At 68.8% G+C, this 19,905-nt stretch carries 22 protein-coding genes; 7 read left to right on the forward strand and 15 right to left on the reverse strand.

The window, feature by feature from the left end; translation table 11 throughout:
• Positions 1-32: 32 nt before the first annotated feature.
• The gene (locus ACYQZ5_RS08635; RefSeq protein WP_379732249.1) at positions 33-1,919 is read left to right on the forward strand and encodes an ABC transporter substrate-binding protein; all 1,887 of its coding nucleotides are present in this window, start codon (positions 33-35) and stop codon (positions 1,917-1,919) included.
• Between the two features lie 159 nt (positions 1,920-2,078).
• Here ACYQZ5_RS08635 and ACYQZ5_RS08640 read toward each other — a convergent pair whose 3' ends face one another.
• Positions 2,079-2,783 (reverse strand): diphthine--ammonia ligase, encoded by a 705-nt coding sequence (locus ACYQZ5_RS08640; RefSeq protein ID WP_379818416.1) that lies wholly within the window; start codon positions 2,781-2,783, stop codon positions 2,079-2,081.
• A 101-nt stretch (positions 2,784-2,884) separates the two neighbouring features.
• Between ACYQZ5_RS08640 and ACYQZ5_RS08645 the strand changes: the two genes are divergently transcribed.
• Positions 2,885-3,556 carry a DUF7504 family protein gene (locus ACYQZ5_RS08645; protein ID WP_459845857.1) on the forward strand — a complete coding sequence of 224 codons (672 nt, stop codon included), beginning with the start codon at positions 2,885-2,887 and terminating at the stop codon, positions 3,554-3,556.
• Positions 3,553-5,625: a hypothetical protein gene (locus tag ACYQZ5_RS08650; RefSeq protein ID WP_459845859.1), complete on the forward strand. Its 2,073-nt coding sequence runs from the start codon at positions 3,553-3,555 to the stop codon at positions 5,623-5,625. The genes ACYQZ5_RS08645 and ACYQZ5_RS08650 overlap by 4 nt, the downstream gene beginning before the upstream one ends.
• On the opposite strand, the gene ACYQZ5_RS08655 is transcribed toward ACYQZ5_RS08650, so the two are convergent.
• The 3 genes from ACYQZ5_RS08655 to ACYQZ5_RS08665 all read right to left on the reverse strand — a co-directional run bounded on the left by ACYQZ5_RS08655 (position 5,609) and on the right by ACYQZ5_RS08665 (position 7,399).
• The gene (locus ACYQZ5_RS08655) at positions 5,609-5,746 is read right to left on the reverse strand and encodes a DUF7503 family protein (RefSeq protein ID WP_379731202.1); all 138 of its coding nucleotides are present in this window, start codon (positions 5,744-5,746) and stop codon (positions 5,609-5,611) included. The two genes, ACYQZ5_RS08650 and ACYQZ5_RS08655, sit on opposite strands and share 17 nt — an antisense overlap.
• 116 nt (positions 5,747-5,862) lie before the next feature.
• Positions 5,863-6,351 (reverse strand): hypothetical protein, encoded by a 489-nt coding sequence (locus tag ACYQZ5_RS08660; protein ID WP_379731203.1) that lies wholly within the window; start codon positions 6,349-6,351, stop codon positions 5,863-5,865.
• A 79-nt stretch (positions 6,352-6,430) separates the two neighbouring features.
• Positions 6,431-7,399 (reverse strand): phosphoadenosine phosphosulfate reductase family protein, encoded by a 969-nt coding sequence (locus ACYQZ5_RS08665; protein WP_379731204.1) that lies wholly within the window; start codon positions 7,397-7,399, stop codon positions 6,431-6,433.
• 100 nt (positions 7,400-7,499) lie between these two features.
• Here ACYQZ5_RS08665 and ACYQZ5_RS08670 point away from each other — a divergent pair, with 100 nt between their 5' ends.
• Positions 7,500-8,045 carry a hypothetical protein gene (locus tag ACYQZ5_RS08670; protein WP_379731205.1) on the forward strand — a complete coding sequence of 182 codons (546 nt, stop codon included), beginning with the start codon at positions 7,500-7,502 and terminating at the stop codon, positions 8,043-8,045.
• A gap of 65 nt (positions 8,046-8,110) precedes the next feature.
• On the opposite strand, the gene ACYQZ5_RS08675 is transcribed toward ACYQZ5_RS08670, so the two are convergent.
• Positions 8,111-8,674 carry a DUF7110 family protein gene (locus ACYQZ5_RS08675; protein WP_379731207.1) on the reverse strand — a complete coding sequence of 188 codons (564 nt, stop codon included), beginning with the start codon at positions 8,672-8,674 and terminating at the stop codon, positions 8,111-8,113.
• Between the two features lie 114 nt (positions 8,675-8,788).
• Positions 8,789-9,130, reverse strand: a complete 342-nt coding sequence (locus ACYQZ5_RS08680; RefSeq protein ID WP_379731208.1) for a glutaredoxin family protein — start codon at positions 9,128-9,130, stop codon at positions 8,789-8,791.
• Between the two features lie 88 nt (positions 9,131-9,218).
• Between ACYQZ5_RS08680 and ACYQZ5_RS08685 the strand changes: the two genes are divergently transcribed.
• Complete coding sequence (locus ACYQZ5_RS08685; protein WP_379731209.1) at positions 9,219-9,566, forward strand: helix-turn-helix transcriptional regulator; 348 nt, start codon at positions 9,219-9,221, stop codon at positions 9,564-9,566.
• 131 nt (positions 9,567-9,697) lie between these two features.
• On the opposite strand, the gene ACYQZ5_RS08690 is transcribed toward ACYQZ5_RS08685, so the two are convergent.
• From ACYQZ5_RS08690 to purH, 7 genes are read right to left on the reverse strand one after another with little or no spacing between them, the layout of a single operon-like run.
• Positions 9,698-10,108: a GNAT family N-acetyltransferase gene (locus ACYQZ5_RS08690; RefSeq protein ID WP_379731210.1), complete on the reverse strand. Its 411-nt coding sequence runs from the start codon at positions 10,106-10,108 to the stop codon at positions 9,698-9,700.
• Between the two features lie 7 nt (positions 10,109-10,115).
• On the reverse strand, positions 10,116-10,868 hold the full coding sequence (psmA, locus tag ACYQZ5_RS08695; protein WP_379731211.1) for an archaeal proteasome endopeptidase complex subunit alpha: 753 nt from the start codon (positions 10,866-10,868) through the stop codon (positions 10,116-10,118).
• A 2-nt stretch (positions 10,869-10,870) separates the two neighbouring features.
• Positions 10,871-11,350 carry an Rpp14/Pop5 family protein gene (locus ACYQZ5_RS08700; RefSeq protein ID WP_379818514.1) on the reverse strand — a complete coding sequence of 160 codons (480 nt, stop codon included), beginning with the start codon at positions 11,348-11,350 and terminating at the stop codon, positions 10,871-10,873.
• Entirely contained in the window at positions 11,347-11,949 is a 603-nt protein-coding gene (locus tag ACYQZ5_RS08705) for a class I SAM-dependent methyltransferase (protein ID WP_379733105.1), read from the reverse strand. Before ACYQZ5_RS08705 ends, ACYQZ5_RS08700 begins: the two co-directional genes overlap by 4 nt.
• Positions 11,946-12,686, reverse strand: coding sequence for an RNase P subunit p30 family protein (locus tag ACYQZ5_RS08710; protein ID WP_379818512.1), 741 nt, complete (start codon positions 12,684-12,686; stop codon positions 11,946-11,948). Before ACYQZ5_RS08710 ends, ACYQZ5_RS08705 begins: the two co-directional genes overlap by 4 nt.
• On the reverse strand, positions 12,683-15,193 hold the full coding sequence (folP, locus tag ACYQZ5_RS08715) for a dihydropteroate synthase (protein ID WP_459845866.1): 2,511 nt from the start codon (positions 15,191-15,193) through the stop codon (positions 12,683-12,685). Before folP ends, ACYQZ5_RS08710 begins: the two co-directional genes overlap by 4 nt.
• A gap of 48 nt (positions 15,194-15,241) precedes the next feature.
• Positions 15,242-16,858, reverse strand: coding sequence for a bifunctional phosphoribosylaminoimidazolecarboxamide formyltransferase/IMP cyclohydrolase (purH, locus tag ACYQZ5_RS08720; RefSeq protein ID WP_379732164.1), 1,617 nt, complete (start codon positions 16,856-16,858; stop codon positions 15,242-15,244).
• Positions 16,859-17,035: 177 nt separating this feature from the next.
• Here purH and purB point away from each other — a divergent pair, with 177 nt between their 5' ends.
• Complete coding sequence (gene purB / locus ACYQZ5_RS08725; protein WP_379818509.1) at positions 17,036-18,427, forward strand: adenylosuccinate lyase; 1,392 nt, start codon at positions 17,036-17,038, stop codon at positions 18,425-18,427.
• 7 nt (positions 18,428-18,434) lie between these two features.
• Here purB and ACYQZ5_RS08730 read toward each other — a convergent pair whose 3' ends face one another.
• The gene (locus tag ACYQZ5_RS08730) at positions 18,435-18,662 is read right to left on the reverse strand and encodes a DUF8143 family protein (RefSeq protein ID WP_379732620.1); all 228 of its coding nucleotides are present in this window, start codon (positions 18,660-18,662) and stop codon (positions 18,435-18,437) included.
• Positions 18,663-18,745: 83 nt separating this feature from the next.
• On the opposite strand from ACYQZ5_RS08730, the gene ACYQZ5_RS08735 reads away from it, so the two are divergent.
• Positions 18,746-18,970 carry a zinc ribbon domain-containing protein gene (locus tag ACYQZ5_RS08735; protein ID WP_379732621.1) on the forward strand — a complete coding sequence of 75 codons (225 nt, stop codon included), beginning with the start codon at positions 18,746-18,748 and terminating at the stop codon, positions 18,968-18,970.
• On the opposite strand, the gene ACYQZ5_RS08740 is transcribed toward ACYQZ5_RS08735, so the two are convergent.
• Positions 18,971-19,768 carry a universal stress protein gene (locus ACYQZ5_RS08740; protein WP_459845869.1) on the reverse strand — a complete coding sequence of 266 codons (798 nt, stop codon included), beginning with the start codon at positions 19,766-19,768 and terminating at the stop codon, positions 18,971-18,973.
• Positions 19,769-19,905 lie beyond the last annotated feature (137 nt).

The raw sequence follows: 19,905 nt of genomic DNA on the forward strand, positions 1-19,905 counted from the left end.
CTTTCAATACCCGTTGGGAATAACGCGGTACAGTGAGACGTTCGACTGCGGACCGACGGCACGACGACGGAACGAGCACTCGACGGCGCTGGCTGCAGGCGCTGGGTGTCGCGGGAGCGGCCGGACTCGCCGGCTGTACCGGCGGCGACGGCACCGAGTCCTCAGACACGCCGACGACGACGGCGGGGAACGCGTTCGGCACCGAGGAGCCGACGGCGACCGACGGGGAGCTACCGGAGGTACGCGGGACCTACCGGACGGTGACGGCGGGCCGCGTGAACACGCTCAACCCCCTGTACAACCGCGCCGGGGGCGCGGGGACCATCATCGGCTACGCCCTCGACGGCGGCTACACCTACCGGCCGGGCAACGAGCGGTTCGACCAGCTCTACGAGCTGTCGTCCGACCGCGGCGAGGTGTGGACCGCGTCGGTCCGGGACGGCCTCGAGTTCAGCGAGCCGTACGGGCAGGTGACCGCCGAGGACTTCGTCTATCAGGTCCGACAGCTTCACCAGTCCGACTGGGCGGCGACCGCCGCCGCGAGTAGCTGGCCCGACTCGGTGACGGTCGAGCAGACCGGGGAGCTGGAGTTCCAGATCGAGCTCGAAACCCCGAACCTCCTCTACCCCGAGACGCAGGACCCGTTCCTGTACCCGGTCCCGAAGGCGCTACTCGAACCGTACGTCGCCGAGAAGGACGAACAGGGGCTTCAGCAGGATCAGGAGCTGCTCACGCTGGCGTTCACCGGGAACCTCGGCGCCTACACGCTGGAGGAGTGGAACCGGGGGAGCAGCCGCGTGTTCAGCCGGAACGACAGCTACTACCTGCGGGACGTCGAGGACGCCCCCCGAGCGTTCGAGAAGGCGCCGTACTTCGAGCGGCTCGTCTCCGAAGTCGTGCCCGAGCAGTCCTCGCGGGTGGGCGCACTGGAGGCCGGCGAGACCGACAGCGCCGGCGTCCCGCCGAACCAGGTCTCCCGGCTGAACGACCTCGACAACGTCGACGTGGAGGTCGTTCCGCAGCCGTACAACGACGTACTCACGTACAACATGCGGGACAACGGCTGGAACGCCGGCCCCGGCAACCTCTTCCGGAAGACGGCGTTCCGGCAGGGGCTGGCCTGCGCCATCGACAAGCAGCGGATGGTCAAAGGGATCCAGCGCGGGTACGCGAACGTCGAGCACACGTGGCAGCCCCGCTGGTCGCGGTGGTACCCCGACGAAGAGGAGATCACGAAGTACGGCGTGGGCGAGCTGTACGGTCCCGAACCTACCCGGGAACGGATCCGTGAGGCAATCGCCGACACCGACTACGAGTACGGCGACGAGTACCTGCTGAACCCCAACGGGTCGCGGTGTCAGATCGACCTCTACTACAGCGCCGGCAGCAAGCTCGAACGGAGCAAGGCGCAGTTCATCGCCAGCGAGATCGAGGCCAACGCCGGCATCGTCGTCGAGCCGGAGGGGATCGACACGACGACGTTCAACACGGGCTACTGGCAGCAGGAGGTCCCCGACAACCCCGACGACTACGAGTGGTCGAACGGCTCGTTCAACGCCGGGCCTCGGGAGGTCACGAGCGCCAACGCGTGGGACATGGAGATCGTCTGGGGGCTGAACACCTACCCGCTGAACCCCACGACCGCGAGCATCTTCTTCGTCAAGGACGACTCGTACAACCCGTACGGCTACTACCCCGACTGGGACGCCAAGGGGCTGTTCGAGGAGGCCCGGGCCGCCGGGAGCGAGGCGGAACTGCAGGAGACGCTCACGGAGATCTTCCGGCACATCACCGAGGATCAGCCGATGGGGATGCTCTCGTTCCCCTCGGACACGATCGGCTACGCCAGCGACATCGAGGGACCCAGCCGGACGTACTTCAACGGCTGGGACTTCCCGACGTGGCACCGCACCGAGTGAGGCGCCCGGCGCGGTAGCCGGAAGTCAGTCGTCCGACGGCGCGACCGTCGGTTCGGTCGTCGACGCCTCGGGGTCGACCCCCTTCTGACTGGCGTCCCACTCCGAAATCCCGTACACGACGCCGTACAGCAGGCCGACCCCGACCGGGAGCGGGACCAGCTACTCCAACCAGGCGTCCTCGACGACGATGTGGCCGCGGGTTCCCTCCCACTCGGTCGTGAACTCCAGTTCGATCCGGCGGTCCATGTGGGGACCGTCGACGACGAACGTCTCGAACTCTCCCCCCTCGCCGAGGATGTGCACGCCGTACTCGTCGTTGAGCGCCCGGAGCTCCGCCAGCGCGTCGGCGTCGAGCGTCCGGCCGAGCCACGACTCGTCCAGCCCCGCGGCCGCGACCTGGACGATCCTGATCTCGAAGCCGGCGTCGAGCATCTCCGTCGCGAGCGTCTCGGGGTCGCGCTGCCACAGCGGCGCGAACAGGTCGATCCCGAGGCGGTCACAGAGGCCCTCGATCCGGGAGGTCTGGTACTCGCTCTCGACGGCGCCGGCGGTGACGCCCGTCAGGTCGCCCTCTGCCGCAATATCCCGGAGTGCGGCCTCCAGCGGTTCGATCTCCGCGTCGCCCTGTGCGCCCGCGTCGGGCACGTCGTCGGCGCCGAAGTCGTCGGGTTCGACCTCCACGAGCGGCAGGCCGACGCTCTCGGCGGCCAGCCGCGCGAGGTGTGTCGCCGGCGTGTGGTACATGTACGAGTCGCCCGCCGGGTGGACCGTCAGCAGGCGTTCCACGTCCAGCCCTTCCTGCTGGGCCCGGTACAGCGCCCACGAGGAGTCCTTCCCGCCGGAGAACAGGCTCACCCAACTCATGGGCGTCACCAGCCGGTCCGAGAACATACGGGCACCGGTTCGCCGGCGGTTTCAGCCCGAAACGGGGCGAACTTTTTCACCTCGGGGGCCGATCGACGCGTATGAGCAGTCCGGTCAGATCGGCCCGGGGTGAAGGCGGGGGGCTCCGGGAGACGTTCCGCGAACTCAAACAGCGCGGGCCGCAGGTGCTCGTCACCGGCGACGTGCCGGAGGCGGTCTCCCGGCGGGCGACCCGGCGGCTGTTGGGCCACCCCGACGAGGAGCGCCACCGCGTGTTCGCACTCACCGACGGCGACGCCGCGGCCGAGCGGTGGTTCCCCGGGGACCGCACGCCCGCCGACGACCGGGCGACGCTGATCAGCGGGGGCGAACTCCGCAGCAGCGCGGTCGTGGACGCGTCGGCCGACCGCGACGGCGCCGAGGACGCCCTCGTCCGCCGGATCGACGGCGAGATCCGGAGCCGGTGTCCCGACAGCGACACGCTGCCGCCGGCGATGCTCCGCGTGGGGCTGTACTCCCTCGAGACGCTGCTCGAAGCCCACGGGATCGAGACGGTACGACGGCTGGCCTACCGGCTGACCGGCGAGGTCCGGCGTGCCCGCGGGATGGGCCACTACCACCTGCCGCGTGCGTCCGACTCCGCCGCCGTCGCCGACCTCCAGTTCGTGTTCGACGCCCGGCTGGAGCTCCGGACCGGCGCCGCCGGTCCCGAACAGCGGTGGCACCTTCCGGGGCGGGGCACCACGAACTGGGTCGCGCTCGACGAGCAGTGATCGAGTTCGAGGCCGTCGACCGCGGGCTCCGCGTGGTCGACACGGTCGAGGAGGTCGAGTACGTCGTCGAAGCCGGCCCCGTCGACCCCGGGCCGGCGTCGACCGATCCCTTCCCCGTCCCCGTCGACGACGCCGCCCGGATCCGAACCGGGCGGCTCTACCTCCCGACGGTGGTCGACTACCACCTCCGGGAGGAGGCCGGGGCACGACAGCTCGTCGTCGACGGCGAGCAGTCGGTGACCGGACCCACGTTCCTCGAGGCGACGAACACCCCGATGAAGCTGTACCTCCGCATCGACGGCGCCGCGACGATCGCGGAGGGCGAACACGGCACCCGCGTCAGCTTCGACGGCGAGTCGACGGTCGTCGTCGGCGCCCGGTCGCTCCACCAGCGGCCCGCCGGCACCGTCACCGTCCCGCGGACGCCGGCCGGGGTCGCACGCGGCGTCTCGCTGTTCTCGTCAGCGCTCAAGACCACCTCGCCCGAGCGGTCGTTTCCGACGCTCAGGGGACACCCGCCCCTGCTGGAGTTCGGCGACGCGTTCGACGCCGACGGGCTCGACCGACCGGAGACGGGGATCGAGATCCACGTCCCCGACGAGTACAGCAGCGTGTTCACCGTCGCGCCGCTGTCGTACTACCTCGGCGCCGCGGTCCGCACCGGCGCCGAGACGCCGCGGATCGTCGCCGACGGCGAATCGTTCCCCTTGGACGGTGACCTGTCGGCGGCCGCGGCCGACACGCTCCGGCACTGCTTCCTGCTCGACTGCGTCACTCGGACGGAGGGCCTCTACCCGGTCGACCTCCACGAACGGGAGGTGCTGGCCGAGCGAGCGTCGATCGCGCCCGAACGCTGGTACGGGATGCCCGTCGACCGGCGGACCGCGGCGTACCTCTCGGTGCCGCGATCCGCGACCGACGACCTGCTGGAGTGGCACCTGACCGCCGACATCGAGCCGGCCGTCCGGAACGCGGAGATACTGCCGTTCGTCGTCGACGACCTCGCAGTCGTGCGGTCGCCGACGCCGCTGTCGGACCGAGGGAACGCGCCGACCGAACCCGACGAACTCGAGGAGTTCTTCCGGACCGACGACGCCCGCGGGCTGCTCCGGTCGACGCGAACCACGCAGAACGCCGACAGCGTCGACGAGTCGGTACGCTCGCCGGTCGACACCGAGACGTACGGCCACGTCTGGGTCGGCGAGGGGTTCCCGATGGGCGCCTCGAAGCCGACCGTCGACGCCTACCGGCGCCGTCTCGACCGCCAGCCCGCCGACGACAGCACGACGACGGTGACGCTGGTCTGTAACGACGAGGAGATGCTCGAGGAGGTCGACGAGGAGCTGTACGGCTTCCTCGACATGCTCCGGTTCGAGATTCGCAGCCACCACGACCTGACGACGGCCGAACTCCGCGAGGTGCTCCGGGAGGAGACGAGCTTCCTCCACTACGTCGGCCACGTCGAGGACGAGGGAGTGCAGTGTGCCGACGGCCACCTCGACCTGCGGACGCTCTCCGGAACCGGGGTGGAGGCGTTCCTGCTCAACGGCTGTACCTCCTACGAGCAGGGGCAGGCGCTGGTCGACGCCGGCGCGTTCGGCGGCGTGGTGACGCTGACCAGCGTGAGCAACGCGAAAGCCACCGAGACCGGCCGCCACCTGGCGCGGCTGCTCGACATCGGCTTCGACTTCCACGGCGCGCTCGACGTGATCCGGCGGATGCGGATCTCCCGACAGAACTACGTGGTCGTCGGCGACGGCCGGGTGACGATCTCGCAGTCGGAGACGGGGACCCCGCTGCTGCTCGAAGTCGAGGAAGTCGTCGGTGAGCAGGCCCGTGTCACCTACCGGACGTACCCCACCTCTCGGTATCAGGTCGGCGCGATGACCCACCCGTACGTCGAGGAGGGCGCCACGCAGTACGTCTCCGTGGGCGACATCGAGGAGTACCTGCTCTCGGCGGAGACGTACGAGGAGGAACTCGCGGAACAGCGCACCCCGATCGTCGTCGACGGGGAGCTGCGCTGGACGAACTCGCTGCGCTTCGAGTCGATTACGGACCGACCGTAGTGCCCGTTCCGCCCGCGACGCTGCCGGCCTGCGAGAGCAACAGCAACGCCGTGAACAGGACGCCGACCATCTTCGGGTGCTCTGCGAGGTACGCCGCCGTGCTGGAACTGTCGGATTCCATGTTCCACACGTGATCCCGTTCAATTAATAATTTATCTTAAGAGTTCAGATAGGTAACCGACTTCGAAAAGGCCGCTCAGGGGTGGCTCGGCGGCGGACGCCGGTTTTCCCCGGGAATCACTCCTCGGGTGGGCTACTCCCCTCCAAGCGATCACAGATCGCCGCGGCGATCGCGTCAGCGTCGTCGCGCCACCAGTCCGGCCGCTCGCCGCCCCGCTTGGGCGGCGCCACGTCGAAGTCGAGCGGGTGGTACGTCACGTGGTCGAACAGGTCGGCGGCGGTCCGACCGACGAACTCGGCGTTCTTCCGTTTCGAGGAGACGCCGCCGCGGGCGAGGTCGTAGTATCGGGTAAACAGTTGGAACACGACGACGGTGTCGGCGTCGATGCTGCCCTCCGCGACGTGTCGGCAGAGCTTCGCGGTGTTGTCCGCGGGGTCGGCCCGGCGCCACTCCAGTTCGACGAGGACGAGGCGCTCGCCGGCGCGGCCGCCGAGATCGACGGGCGTGCCGCCGACCCGGTACTCGGTCTCCCACTGGACTCCGGGGCGACGTGCCGAGAGCTCCCGGCGGAGGTACGCCCCCACGTCGTCGGCGAACGAGCCCATGAGGCCCAGCTCGCGCTCGGGGGACTCCGGGTTTCGGGAGCGTCGATCGGAAAAAGCGTGTGCCGGGCCGGGTCGCCGTCTACATGTAGCCCAGGTCGCGGAGGCGCTCCATGAGGTCCTCCTTGTCCTGGGCGCGGCCGGCGCGCTCGGTGGTGTTCTCGAGGTCCTGGTGCCACGCAGGCTCCTCCTCGCTCTTCTCGGTGGAGACCTCCGAGCCGAGCGAGCGGAAGCCGGCGAAGTACTTGGGCGAGACCGGGATGTCGTCCTGGGTCAGCCCGTTGGGCAGGTCGTCGGCGTCGTCGGGGACGTAGCCGTCGTCGGGGTAGCCCTCGACGGTGTCCGGCACGACGTAGTGCCAGAAGCAGTCCCAGACCGCGCGCTCGTCGAACTGCAGGATCGGCTGGATGCGGTCGTGGGGCGGGTAGATGTCGGGGTCGTGGCGCGGGCTGAAGAACGTCTCGTCGGCGCGGGCCTCCTGCTCGTCCCAGCGGACGCCGGAGACGATGCCGTCGATGTTCAGCTCCTCGATGGCGTTGTTCAGCGGCACCGTCTTCAGCAGGTGGTTGCCGACGTAGGTGTCGAGCAGGAACGGGAACGTGTCGTCCTCGTACTCGAGGATGTTCCGGATGTGGTGGCGGTTCTGCTCGTTGAGCGCGGAGATTTCGATGTCGTCGCCCGGCGTGAGGCCGTGCTCCTCGACGTAGGCGCCGATGTCCTCGTTGCGCGCGAAGTGCACGTCGAGGTCCCACTCGTCGGCCCAGTGCTCGACGAAGTCGATGAGTTCGTCGAAGTGCTGGTAGTGGTCGAGGAACACCGCGGGCGGCATCTCCAGCCCGTGCTTCTCGGCGACCTCCTTCACGAAGTACAGCGTGAGCGTGGAGTCCTTCCCCCCGGTCCACATGATCGCGGGGTTCTCGTACTGCTCCAGCCCCTGCCGGGTGACCTCGATGGCCTTCTCGATCTTGTGTTCGAGGCTCGGGTAGTCCGCGGGGGACTCGCCCTCGCCGTCCGTGTAGTCGACGTCCAAGTAGTCGGGGAACTCGGCCATTCGTAATTACATCTAATTAGCGGGGGACTGAAATGGTTTCTGTCTGGGCGTTCGAATTCATCAGGACATTTATAATGGCACAGAGCCGTCACACGACGAAATGGCCGATCGGGACGGCTCGGATCAACTGGAGGGACTGGACGACATCAACGGGTACGACCCGAAGGAAGTGGTCAAGCTCCCCCGGAAACGAATTGTCGAGATTCGGAAGGAAGCCCGGGAAAACGCGCGGCAGGAGATTCGCGACGTGAACTCCCTCCAGCATCAGGAACGGGAGAAGATTCGGGAACAGGCCAGAGAGAAGGCCGAGACGGAGACGAAAGCGAAGCTTCTGGAGAAACACATCGACAAGATCGACAGCAACATCAACAGCCTCGAACAGCGGATGACCCGAACGTCGAAGGCAGTCGAATCGATCGTCGATGTGGTCGAGAAAAACGAACAGGAGATCTACGTTGTCCCGCCGGACACGGATGTCGACAAGCACTTGAAACGGGTGTGGTTGACGTCCGCATCCTTCGCCGCGTCGTTGGCCGTCCTTTCGGCGTTTTTCAGCTTCTCGGCCATTCAGGGGGTGTCGATAGCCTTCACCGTCGCGTTAGTCGCGCCGCCACTCGTCCAGTTCCTCTGGCACATCCGCGACTGATACTCTCCGTAGACTCCTCGTGGGACGCGAAAACTACGCGTTGCTCGGGAGTATTCAGGCCCGAATTAGCTGATGAACTCGTTGTCCCGCCAGTTGACGCCGCCGTCCTCGCCGTTGCCCTGTCGGGGGTTCTCGACGACTTCGACGCTCGCGGGACGTTCCTCGCCCTCGACGATGCGGACGGCCTGCAGGTCGCCGTCCTTCTCGAGCACGGCGGTCAGGGTGCCTTTCTCGGAGATGAGCGCGAGTTCCCGGAGCACGAGGAACATCGGGAACCGCAGCGCGCTGTTCTGGAGCACCGTCTCGCGGTCGCCCTTGAAGCAGGCGAACTCCACGAGCTCGGAGGGGATCTCCTCCTCCTCCTCCTCTTGGCCCCACGTCGGGGCCGTCTTGGGCGGCTCCTCCTCGTACACCCGCGTCTCGGAGACACTGGCTTTGAGCTGTGCGGTCGGGGTGTACTTCCCGATGTCGGCGTCCTCCGCGACCGCTTTCAGGATCAGGGTGTTGTTCCGGCGGGTGAGCTCGACGTCGTCGAGCTCGGGGGGAAGATCCGGGTCCTCGAGGAACGCTTCGAGGTCTTCGAGTGGCAGTTCGAGGGTCGAGTGGAGTCTGAATACGCGACCAGTCATTTGTAGGTGTGGGATGGGGTTGGTGTGGGAGTTCGGTGGGCGGCGGGCGGCGAAACCGCGGTAGTACGTCGATAGGTAGGCCGGCTAGCCTTTTAGCTGTTGTTACCGGGGGGTTCAGGCGGTGGCGTTGACGGTCTCGGCCAGCTCGCCGCGCTCGTCGAGCTCGGCGAGGATGTCGCTGCCGCCGACGAACTCGCCGTCGACGAACGTCTGCGGGATCGTCTCCCAGCCGGACTTCTCCTCGAGCACGGCCCGGTACTGCGGGAGCGCGGGCAGCACGTCGATAGTCTCGAACTCCGCGCGGTGCTGAGAGAGCAGCTGCACCGCACGCTGGGAGTAGCCACACTGGGGCATCAGCCGGTTGCCCTTCATGAACAGGACGACCTCGTTCTCGTCGAGAACCTCCTCGACCTGCTCCCGGACTTCCTCCTCGGTGAGTTCGCTCTGAGTACTCATTTCGGTACGAGATAGGGGGCTTGCTCGGATAACGGTTGCGCCGTGGGGACGGTAGCCTTTAACCTCCGGCCCGTAAAGCCGGGTACACATGAGCGCGGCCGAGTACGACCTCAGCGACGACGAGCGGCGGGCCCTGGAGCTGATCCGTGACTCCGGCGGCATCTACCAGAGCGACTTCTGGAAGGAACTGGACATCTCCTCGCGGAAGGGGAGCCGCATCGCGGAGGGGCTCGCCGAGAAGGAGCTGATCCAGCGCGAGGAGGCGGTGTACGACGGACACAACACGTACCTGCTGAAGCCCCGCACGCGCGATCTGGACTTCTCGCTTTTGATGGCCGGCGACAAGCTCACCCCCTTCATCGGCGAGGAGGAGATCGACCCGCAGTCCGACGCGTTCTCGCAGTGGCTGATGAACCTCGCCTACGAGGAGTACTGATAACTCGCGGCTCGTGACCTGTCTCGACCTCCGTGTCGAGGCCACGGAACCTACGCCGCGATTGTACTTTTAACCGATCACGGCGAGTGAGCGTCGGCGACCGCCGTGTCGTCTCGTGGCCCGTATTGTCCCTACGCCTCGGGCACGCGGTAGTACATCCCCTTCGAGGCCGGCGCGGTCCGCTCGAACCCCCACTGTTCGTAGAAGCCGTCCACGTCCGCCATCAGGTTCACGTACGCCGCCGGCGGGGCCTCCTCGTCGATCCACTCCATCAGCGCGTCCATCATCCGGCTCCCCAGCCCCTGTCGCTGGTGGTCGGGGTGGACAGCCATGTCGCAGACGTGGTACACCGACCCTCCGTCGCCCACGATCCGGGCCATCCCGACCGTCTCGCCCGTCCCGTCGACGACCGTGACGGCGTACAGGCTGTTCGGCAGCCCCTGTTCGACTGCCTCGCGCGAGCGTTCGGCCATCCCTGCAGCGTCGCGGAGTTCGAGAAACCGGTCGACCGTCGGCGGCGATTCACGGAGTTCGTACGCCATCGCGGGGTTACTGGGCGTCGCCGCTCTCGTCGTCCGCCAGCAGGTCCCGCTTCTCGAGGTGGGTCTCGACCTCCTCGGGCGGCAGGTGGACGTACTCCTCGGTGTCGACGTCGATCGTCGCGATGTCGACGCCGTCGGGCGTCATCTCCTCGTCGTCGTGGACCGCGAGCGCCGAGAGCGCGAGGCCGACGCCCGCTTCGAGGCTCATGTCGTCCTCGTACTCGGCCTCGAGGTGATCGCGAATGTCGCTCCGGTTCGCGCCGACGGAGAGTGCCTGCCACTCGTAGGGGGTGCCGCTGGGGTCGCACTCGAACAGCCGCGGCCGGCCGTTCGTGACGCCGCCGACGATCAGCGAGACGCCGAACGGACGGGCGCCGCCGTACTGGGTGTACTGCTGGATGAAGTCCGTCACCGTCTTCGAGAGCGTCTCGACGGTGATCGGCTCGCCGTAGCGCAGGCGGTTGGTCTGTGCCTCCCGGCGCGCGACGTCGATCAGCTTGCGCGCGTCGGCGACGTGGCCGGCGCTGGCGATGCCGATGTGCTCGTCGGCCTTGTGGAGCTTCTCGACGGAGTCCGGCTCGATCATCTTCGAGCGCCGGCGCTTGTCCGCCGCGAGCACGACGCCCTCCGGTGTCCGGACGCCGACGCTGGGCGTGCCTCGCTTGACTGCCTCGCGGGCGTACTCGACTTGGTACAGTCGCCCGTCGGGCGAGAAGATGGTGATACCGCGGTCGTAGGCCTGCTGTTGTTGTCCTTGCATGGTCACTCGAGATCCCGAACGGTCGCGCCGATCCACCCCGCCGGGGCCGCCATGTCGACGGCGCCGTCACGGGATCGGGCCGGGTGCTCGGCACCCGCGAACGCGACCTCTTCCTGTGTTAAACTGCCGGCTGGATCGCCTAAATAGCTTTCCGAAGCGGCGTCGACGCTGCCCGAGACGCCGGAGACGCGAAGGCCGACCGGCTCGCCGTCGACCTCGTCGACGCAGGCGATCGCCGCGCGGGCGGCGTCGACCTCGCCGCGCCGGGCGCGGACGATCGCGCCGCCGCTTCCCTCCCCGAGTGCGAAGCGCATCACGCGCAGGTCGGCGGCGGCGCTGCCCGGGTCGCCCAAGAGGTTCTGCCCGGCGTACCAGAGTTCGCGCTGGAACGCCCGGCGTCCGATATCCGCGTCGGGCCAGCTCTCGATCGCGACCGCGAGGTAGCGCCAGCGCGGCTGGAGGTGTTTGGGGAGGTGTTTCATCGGTCGGCGACGAGCACCCCGTACTGCTCGCTCACGAGCGTCGCGTCGGAAACGGTGAAGCCGGCGTCGGTCAGCGCCTCCACCAGCACGCCGACGGTCGCGGGGTCGTCGACCTCCGGGGAGTACTGCTCCTCGCCCTCGGGGATCGCCGCCGACAGCATCACGTCGCCGAGCACGAACCGCCGCGGCTCGAGATCCGCGATGACCTCGATCGCCTCGCGCTTCTCCTCGTCGGCGAGGTGGTGCATCGCGAAGTTCGAGACGACCACGTCGACCGACTCGTCGACGTTCGGCTCGCGGAACCGCCCTTCGCCGAACGTGACGTTCTCGTGGCCGCCCGCCTCGGCCTTCCGCTCGGCCTCGGCGAGCATTCCCTCGCTGATGTCCCGACCGATCACGCGGCCGGCCTCGGGGGCGAGCGCGAGCGCTATCGCGCCCGTGCCCGTCCCGAGGTCGAGCACTGTCTCGTCGGAGTCGGGATCGGCGGCCTCGATCACCAGCGAGGCACAGGCACCGTACTCCTCGCTGTCCTGCTGTTCGTCGTACTCCGCCGCGACGGCGGAGAACCGCTCGGCGTGGTCCTCGATCGAGCGTTTCATTCCTCGTACCGCCCCCGTTGGACCCCCGGAGAGATGAAGGAATCGGAGAGCCGTTCCCGGTTGCGGGCGGCGAGTCGGCCCCACTCGGCCAGTCCATCGCGGACGGCCTCGGCGCCGAAGCCGATCTGCTCGCCCACCGCAGCGAGCTCCCGCGGCGCGCGCAGCCGGAGGTGGCTCTCGGGCGTCGCGCTCACGACGTACGGCGCGTCGAAGTCCTCGACCAGCTCCCGGAGCTTCCTGAGCTTCCGGAGCCGCCGGACCCGCGTCCCGCCGTCGTCGCGCAGTACCGGACCGAGGTCGAACTCGATGCGCACGCCGTGTTCGACTGCCGCCTTCACGAGCACGTGGTTCACGTCGCCGCCGTCGCCGAACGGCCGCGTCAGTACGTCCACGCGGTCGTGCTCGACGGCGAAGCGGTTGACCGCGTCCGTGCCGCCACGGACCAGCAGCAGGGTGCAGTCGCCCCGGAAGTTCCCGACCGCGCCGCTGGCCTCCTGCGGGTCCGCGGCGTCGATCTCGACCCCGCGAACCACGTCGATCCCGTGCCGTCCGGCCAGCGTACCGGCGTCGTACTCGGCTTCGCGCGTGCGAACGACCACCCCGTCGAAGCCGTACTCCGCGGCGGTTTTGACCTGCCGAGCGGCCGTGGCGTCGCCTTCGGGGTGAGCGTAGACGGCCTCGTACGGACCGAATTCGGCGTTTCCGTCGCCGTCCGCTTCCCCTCCAGTGTCGCTCACGGCTCGAACCCCTCCGGATCGTCGGTGGCGTCGGCGACGTTCACGGCGGCGACGTTCTCGGCCACGTCGTGGACGCGGACGATATCGGCGCCGTTACGCGCGGCGAGCGCCGTCGCGGCGACCGTGGAGTGCGGCGCGTCGCCCGCTTCCTCGCCGGTCAGTTCGAACAGCGACTTGTGAGAGTGGCCGAACAGCAGCGGACAGCCCAGCGCCTCGAACTCTTCGAGCCGGTCGAGCAGTTCGAACGACTCGCGGGCGCTCTTCCCGAAGCCGATCCCGGGGTCGACGATCACCTGCTCGCGGTCGACGCCGGCCTTCTCGGCGGCGAGCAGTCGGTCGCCGAGTTCCCGGATCGTCTCCTCGACCACGTCGTCGTACTCGACCGCCGTACTCGGGTCGACCGGCGCCTCGATCGAGTGCATCAACACCACCGGGACGCCCGTCTCGGCGACGACGCGGCGCATCTCGGGGTCCTGCAGCCCCTCCACGTCGTTGAGTACGTCGGCGCCGGCGTCGACCACCGCGCGGGCGACCTCGGGCCGGCGCGTGTCGACGGAGATCGGCACGTCCAGTTCGCTCAGCTCCTCGACGACCGGCAGCACCCGATTCAGTTCCTCCTCGATCTCCACAGGATCGGCGCCCGGGCGGGTGCTCTCCCCGCCCACGTCGATCACGTCCGCGCCGGCCTCGACCATCGCCTCGGCCCGGGAGACCGCGTCCTCGACGCGTTCGTACTCGCCGCCGTCGTGGAACGAGTCCGGCGTGACGTTCAGGACGCCCATCACCGCCGTTCGGTCCTGCGGCCACGGGAGGTCGCGCTCGGGCGGGCTGTACTGAATTCCCAGCGACTCGCGGATCTCCTCGCCGAGTTCGGAAAGCCCCCACGGCTGGCCCTGCAGTTTCTCGGCGAGGCGTTTGAACTGCGCCATCGTGCCCGAGAGCACCACGTCGTGGAGTTCGCCGCCGGAGCGCAGCGCCGACGCCGAGCACTCGCCGTCGAGCGAGAGCATCTCCTGCTTGAGGTACTCGGCCTGCCGCTGCTGAACCCGGGTGTGCAGCACGCGGTGATCGGCCTTCCCGCGCATCCGCCAGATCCCCGGCTCGGAGACCTGCCCGTTTCGCAGGACGGTCTCGGCCTCGTCGATCGACTCGATCCGTTTGGGGATCTGGAGTCGGGTCCACGTCGCTCGCGCTTCGGCGACGGCGTACAGCGAGCCAGTCACGAGCAGCGCATCGTCCTCCTCGGCGTCCTCGCGGGCCAGCGAGAGCGCGTTCGCGACGGAGCCGGTCGAGCGCACGTCGTCGTAGCCCGCGTCCTCGAACGTCCGGGCCAGCACCTCGGGGTCCTCCGCGCGGTCGGTCGCGGGCGCACAGGTGGTCACCGAGCCGTCGGGCAGCGCCGCCGCCATCGCGGCGGTGTCCTTGTCGTGCATCGCGGCGACGACGATGTGGCAGTCGTCGTACTCGAACGTCGAGAGCGTCTCTCCGACGGTCTCGCAGGCCTCGGGGTTGTGCGCGCCGTCGAGCACGGTTAGCGGCGACTGGCCCATCACCTCGAACCGGCCGGGCCAGTCGGCGCGGGCCAGCCCCCGCTCCAGCGCGGTCCGATCCACGTCGACGCCGAGTTCGTCGCCGACCTGCCGGGCGAGCACGCAGGCGATCCCGGCGTTCTCGGCTTGGTGCTCGCCGAGCAACGGGATCTCTGCGTCGACCGACCAGTCCTCGGCCGCCACGCTCACAGCGGCCTGCTGGTGGGTGACGCGGCCGTCGTAGCTCACTGTCACGTCGGGGTGCGCTTCCTTTTCCGTGGCACCTTCGCCCGCCCAGTCGTCCTCCCCGACGGTGATCACGCCGCTGGCGCCGACCCGGCCCGCAACGTCACGGACCGTCGAGAGCGCTGCACCCTCGGTACCGGTCACGAGCCGGCGTCCCTCGGGGGCGACGTGTGACTTCGTCTCGGCGATCTCCTCGACGGTCTCCCCGAGCACGCCGGTGTGCTCCAGCGAGACGTTCGTGACCGCGCTGGCGGTGGGGTCGACCGCGGAGGTGGCGTCGAGTTCGCCGCCGAGGCCGACCTCGAGGACTGCCACGTCCACGTCGGCGCGCTCGAACTGCCAGATCCCCATCGCGGTGACGACCTCGAAGAAGGTGAGCGGCGCGCCGTCGGCCGCGCGATCGACCAGCCACGGTTTTGCCTCATCGACGAACTCGGCGACAGCCGATCGGGGCATCTCCCGGCCGTCGATCTGGATCCGTTCGGTGAGGTGGTCGAGGTGAGGCGACGTGTACAGGCCGACCGAGAGGCCCGCCTCCCGCAGCGCCGACTCGACCATGCGGGCGGTGCTCCCCTTCCCGTTGGTGCCCGCGACCTGTACGTAGGCGGGGCCAGAGCCCTCGGTCGGGGAGACGTCCATCGCCGCGAGGAGGTCCTGTACCGACTCGACCCCGGGGTCGACGCCGAACCGCCGGAGGTCGAACAGGAAGTTCGCGGCCTCGTGGTACTGCATGGTCGACGTTGCGGCCGGTGGGCGTTTGGCCGTTTCGGACGCGGCCGGTCAGTCGTGCCGGAATGCGCGCTGGCCGGTCATCACCATCGCCAGCCCCAGTTCGTTCGCGGCCTCGATCACGTCGTCGTCGTTCACCGAACCGCCGGGCTGGATCACCGCCTCGACGCCCGCCTCGGCGGCTTCCTCGACGGCGTCCGGGAACGGGAAGAACGCGTCAGAAGCGACGACGGCGCCCTCGGCGGACTTCCCTTCCGCGTCGTTCTCGGCTTTCATCGCCGCCAGCGTCACCGCGTCGACGCGGGACACCTGTCCCATCCCGACGCCGACGGTCTCGGTGCCGTCGGCGATCAGGATGCCGTTGGACTTGACGTGTTTGAGCACCTTCCAGGCGAACAGCATCGTCTCGATCTGCTCGTCGGTCGGTTCGCGCTCGGTGACGACCTCCAGGTCCTCGCGGGTCAGCGTCGAGCGGTCGCGCTCCTGAACGAGTCGGCCGCCGACGAGCGCCTTCTCGGTGAAGCGCTCGGTGCGGTCCGCGGGGCCGAGCGTGTCGTCCTCGGTCCGGTCGCCCACGTCCAGCACGCGGAGGTTCTCCTTCTCGGTCAGCGTCGCGAGCGCGTCGTCGGTGTACCCCGGCGCGACGACGACCTCCTTGAACGAGTCGACTATCTCCGCGGCGGTCTCGGCGTCGCACTCGCGGTTGAGCGCGACGATGCCGCCGAAGGCGGACTTCGCGTCGGTCGAGAGCGCGTCGCGGTAGGCGTCGGCGAGCGTGTCGGCGGTCGCACAGCCCGCGGGGTTGGTGTGCTTGATCACCGCGGCGGCGGGCTCCTCGAACTCCTTGACCAGATTCAGCGCGCCGTCGGCGTCGTTGTAGTTGTTGTAGGAGAGATCCTTCGCGCCCTCGTTCAGTTGGGGGGCGTGGACGACGCTCGGCTCCTCGCTCGCGTCGCTGGCGTACACCGCGGCGTCTTGGTGGGGGTTCTCGCCGTAGCGGAGCGTGTCCTCGCGGCGGTTCGCGACCGTGCGCCGCGCCGGGAGGTCACCTTTCGTGTCGGTCGCGATGTCGACGCCGACGGGCCGGCCCTCCTCGTCGCGTTCGACCTCGACTTTCCCCTCGGCGAACCACCGGATCGCCCGCGGGTACGCCTCGAACTCGGCCTCGTACAGCACGCGCTCCTTCAGCGACTGCTCGTCGTCGTCCTCGAACACCGGCACCGACTCCTGCGTGACGATCGGTCCCTCGTCGAGCGCCTCGGTGACGACGTGGACCGTCGCACCCGTCGTCCGGACGTTCGACTCGAGCACCTGCCCGTGGGCGTCGGCGCCGGGGAACGCCGGCAGCAGCGACGGGTGGACGTTGAGCACAGTGTCCACACGGTCCAGAAATTCCGGCGTCAGGATCCGCATGAACCCGTCCAGACAGAGCACGTCGAACTCGTACTCCGCCAGCGCGTCGAGGATGCGCTCCTCGTGGGACTCGCGGGACTCGTCGTCCCCGCGCTCGACCGCGACGCTCGGGATGCCGCGCTCCTCGGCGCCGTCGAGCGCCGGGGCGTCCTCCCCGTTCGCGACGACGACCGAGAGTTCGGCGCCGCCGGGCGCGATGTCCGCAATGTGCAGAAGGTTTCGACCGCGGTTACCCGCGATGCCGGCGATCTTCATGTGCGTTCCCGGGGCCGAACGCGCAAAGAGCGTTGCGATCGTGTGAGCGCCGATACTCATGTTCGAGCATAGATTACGGCCCTGTTTGCGAATAGAGAGGCATACGTATGCACGGTGGTGCGATATGCGCGGCGGCGCTCCGGCAGGGTTTTGTGACTGCCCGGGCGAGCGTTCGGCATGAAGGAGCTCTCCCGGGAGTCGCCGCTCGCGGCCGTCTCGCCGCTGGACGGGCGGTACGCCGGCCGGACCGCGGATCTGGTGCCGTACGCCAGCGAGGCCGCGCTGATCGAGGCCCGCCTGCGCGTCGAGGTGGAGTACCTGCTCGCGCTCGCGGACCACGAGAGCGTCGACTGTGAGGTCACCTCAGAGGAGCGCGCCCACCTCCGCGAAGTCGTCGACGAGTTCGACGCCGACGACGCCGCGCTGGTCAAACGGATCGAGACGGAGGGGGCCGCGGGCTTTGCGGCCACCAACCACGACGTGAAAGCCGTCGAGTACTTCCTCCGCACCGAGACGCCCGAACGGCTCCACCCGTGGATCCACTTCGGCCTCACCAGCGAGGACGTGAACAACCTCGCCAACCGCCTGAATGCGAAGGGCGCCGTCGAGGACGTGCTGCTGCCCGCTATCGAGGACGTGCGGGCGTCGCTGACCGCGATGGCCCGCGAGCACCGCGACGTGCCGATGCTCGCACGCACGCACGGTCAGCCGGCGACGCCGACGACGTTCGGCAAGGAGATGGCCGTGTTCGCGGCCCGACTCGGCCGCGCGGAGGCGCGCGTCCGCGAGGCGAGCGAAGAACTGTCGGGGAAGCTCGCCGGCGCCTCGGGCACGTACGCCGCCCACGTCGCCGCCTACCCCGAGGTCGACTGGCGCGCGTTCTCGGCGGCGTTCGTCGACGACCTCGGCCTCGAACACACGCCGCTCTCGACGCAGATCAACCCCTGTGACGACCTCGCGGCGCTGTTCGACGCGCTCTCGGGCGTGAACAACGTCCTGCTCGACCTCGATCGGGATATCTGGCGCTACGTCTCGGACCGCTACCTCGGCCAAGAGAGCGACGACTCGGAGACGGGCTCGTCGACGATGCCCCACAAAGTCAACCCAATCGACTTCGAGAACAGCGAGGGGAACCTCTCGAAAGCCAACGCCGACCTCACGTTCCTCCGGGACTACGTCACCTCTTCGCGGCTCCAGCGCGACCTCTCGGACTCGACGGTCAAGCGCAACGTCGGCGCTGCGCTCGCCCACTGCCTGATCGGCTACCGGAAGACGGCGGCGGGGCTGGAGAAGGTCGTCCCTAACGAACAGGTGATGCGCGAGGAGCTTGAGGCCACCCCCGAGATAATCGGCGAAGCCGTCCAGACGATCCTCCGACGCGAGGGCGACACGGAGGCGTACGAACGCGTGAAGGAGCTAACCCGCGGCCGGCGGGTGACGCTCGCCGACTTCCGGGATCTGTTCGACGAACTCGACGTGGACGAGTCGGTCCGCGAGGAGCTTCGAGCGCTCACGCCCGCGGGCTACACCGGCGTCGCCGACGAGCTGGTCGACGAACTCGATCGGTAAGCCGTCGTCACTGTCGGTCGTCGACGCCCCACTCCGTCTCCGTCCCCCAGTCGTCATCGCCGTCCGAAGATTGGTCCTCGTTCTCGTCGGTGTCCTGCCGAGCCGCACGCTCCGCGTGGGTCCGATCCATCCGCGGCGGGTCGTCCGTCTCGCGGTCGATCGCGTACCAGAGGCCGATCGTGCCGGCGATCGTCGCGGCGAACAGGAGGGCGAACAGCAGTCCGACGGCGGCCATACCCGAGCGAGGGGCCGCGCGGCCGTTAGAGGTTTCGCCGCCCGCGGTAGCTTTTTGCTGGCCTCGGTCGAACGCCCGGCCGCATGTGCCCTCCGACCGACGATTTCGGCGACGACGAGAGCGGCTGTCCCAAGTGCGGTCACAGCGAGACGGAGATCGACGAGATCGCCACCAGCGGCACCGGACTCTCGAAGATGTTCGACGTCCAGAACCGCAGCTTCAAGGTGGTGACCTGTGCGAACTGCGGCTACTCCGAACTGTACAAGGGGACGAGCTCCGGCAACATGGTCGACCTGTTCCTCGGGTAGCTACTTCGAGGCCGCCATGACGACGGGGATGTCGACGCGCTCGTCGACGCTGTCGGGCATCGAGCCGAACAACACGCGTTCGAGGCGGCTCTTCGTCGGCGCGCCGATCACGATGGCGTCGTAGTACGCCGACTGCTCGGCGATCGCCGCGGTCGGGTCGTCGGCCTCGTAGAGCCACGTGTCGAACTCCTCGAAATCGCCGAGGTAGCGCCGTGCCTCCGCGAGGTGTTCCGCACCCTCGGAGCGCTGTGCGGCGTCGGCGTCAGCCGGGACGACCGTGAACAGCTCGATCCACGCGTTCTCGTGTTCGGCCAGCGCGCGAGCCACCCGAACCGTGAGTTCGGTGTTCGGCCCGCCGGTGACCGGCACGAGGATCGACGCGAGATCGTCCAGTTCCCCGGTGCCGTTGGCGAGCACCGTGTCCGTCGGGCTGTTCGCGACGATCCGGTCAGTCGTCCCCCGGCGGATCCCGACCCCCGAGGACTCCGACGCCGGGCGTTCGAGCACGACCACGTCGGCGTCGACCTCGGCCGCCTCCTCGGCGACGGCGTCGGCCGGCGAGCGCCCCGCCCCGCCCGCGCTCTCGGTACACGTGAACTGGACCGGCGGGCCGTCGGCCGACGTCGCCGGCACCGGCGCCGTCTGTGCGTCCGGCGCACGCTGTGGCGCGAGCAGGCGGACCGGCGTGCCGGCCTCTCGGGCCAGCGCGAAGGAGAGCTCGCGTGCCTGTGTGTCCCCCGCGGGGTCGAGCAGCGTCCCCAACACTGGTCGACCGTCGGGGGTCCCATCCTCAGCCATGCTCCTAACGTCACCTCCCATCCACATAAGCGGCCCGCAGTAATTCCTCCACGACCGGCGCAGGCCAGAAATTCCGCCAATTTTCGGCTGTTCGGGCCTCGTGTGGCGCGTCCGTTAGTCGTCCAATACCGGGGGTC

Source organism: Halolamina salina, assembly GCF_054653455.1.

Excerpts from the sequence above, each read along its gene's own strand:
- ACYQZ5_RS08735 (WP_379732621.1), top strand. The coding sequence starts at position 18,746 with ATGTGCCCTCCGACCGACGATTTCGGCGACGACGAGAGCGGCTGTCCC.
- purB (WP_379818509.1), top strand. The coding sequence starts at position 17,036 with ATGAAGGAGCTCTCCCGGGAGTCGCCGCTCGCGGCCGTCTCGCCGCTG.
- ACYQZ5_RS08655 (WP_379731202.1), bottom strand. The coding sequence starts at position 5,746 with ATGGAATCCGACAGTTCCAGCACGGCGGCGTACCTCGCAGAGCACCCG.
- purH (WP_379732164.1), bottom strand. The coding sequence starts at position 16,858 with ATGAAGATCGCCGGCATCGCGGGTAACCGCGGTCGAAACCTTCTGCAC.
- ACYQZ5_RS08690 (WP_379731210.1), bottom strand. The coding sequence starts at position 10,108 with ATGGCGTACGAACTCCGTGAATCGCCGCCGACGGTCGACCGGTTTCTC.
- ACYQZ5_RS08730 (WP_379732620.1), bottom strand. The coding sequence starts at position 18,662 with ATGGCCGCCGTCGGACTGCTGTTCGCCCTCCTGTTCGCCGCGACGATC.
- ACYQZ5_RS08670 (WP_379731205.1), top strand. The coding sequence starts at position 7,500 with ATGGCCGATCGGGACGGCTCGGATCAACTGGAGGGACTGGACGACATC.
- ACYQZ5_RS08645 (WP_459845857.1), top strand. The coding sequence starts at position 2,885 with ATGAGCAGTCCGGTCAGATCGGCCCGGGGTGAAGGCGGGGGGCTCCGG.
- ACYQZ5_RS08685 (WP_379731209.1), top strand. The coding sequence starts at position 9,219 with ATGAGCGCGGCCGAGTACGACCTCAGCGACGACGAGCGGCGGGCCCTG.
- ACYQZ5_RS08705 (WP_379733105.1), bottom strand. The coding sequence starts at position 11,949 with ATGAAACGCTCGATCGAGGACCACGCCGAGCGGTTCTCCGCCGTCGCG.
- ACYQZ5_RS08660 (WP_379731203.1), bottom strand. The coding sequence starts at position 6,351 with ATGGGCTCGTTCGCCGACGACGTGGGGGCGTACCTCCGCCGGGAGCTC.
- ACYQZ5_RS08640 (WP_379818416.1), bottom strand. The coding sequence starts at position 2,783 with ATGAGTTGGGTGAGCCTGTTCTCCGGCGGGAAGGACTCCTCGTGGGCG.
- psmA (WP_379731211.1), bottom strand. The coding sequence starts at position 10,868 with ATGCAAGGACAACAACAGCAGGCCTACGACCGCGGTATCACCATCTTC.
- ACYQZ5_RS08675 (WP_379731207.1), bottom strand. The coding sequence starts at position 8,674 with ATGACTGGTCGCGTATTCAGACTCCACTCGACCCTCGAACTGCCACTC.
- ACYQZ5_RS08665 (WP_379731204.1), bottom strand. The coding sequence starts at position 7,399 with ATGGCCGAGTTCCCCGACTACTTGGACGTCGACTACACGGACGGCGAG.
- ACYQZ5_RS08700 (WP_379818514.1), bottom strand. The coding sequence starts at position 11,350 with ATGAAACACCTCCCCAAACACCTCCAGCCGCGCTGGCGCTACCTCGCG.
- ACYQZ5_RS08740 (WP_459845869.1), bottom strand. The coding sequence starts at position 19,768 with ATGGCTGAGGATGGGACCCCCGACGGTCGACCAGTGTTGGGGACGCTG.
- folP (WP_459845866.1), bottom strand. The coding sequence starts at position 15,193 with ATGCAGTACCACGAGGCCGCGAACTTCCTGTTCGACCTCCGGCGGTTC.
- ACYQZ5_RS08680 (WP_379731208.1), bottom strand. The coding sequence starts at position 9,130 with ATGAGTACTCAGAGCGAACTCACCGAGGAGGAAGTCCGGGAGCAGGTC.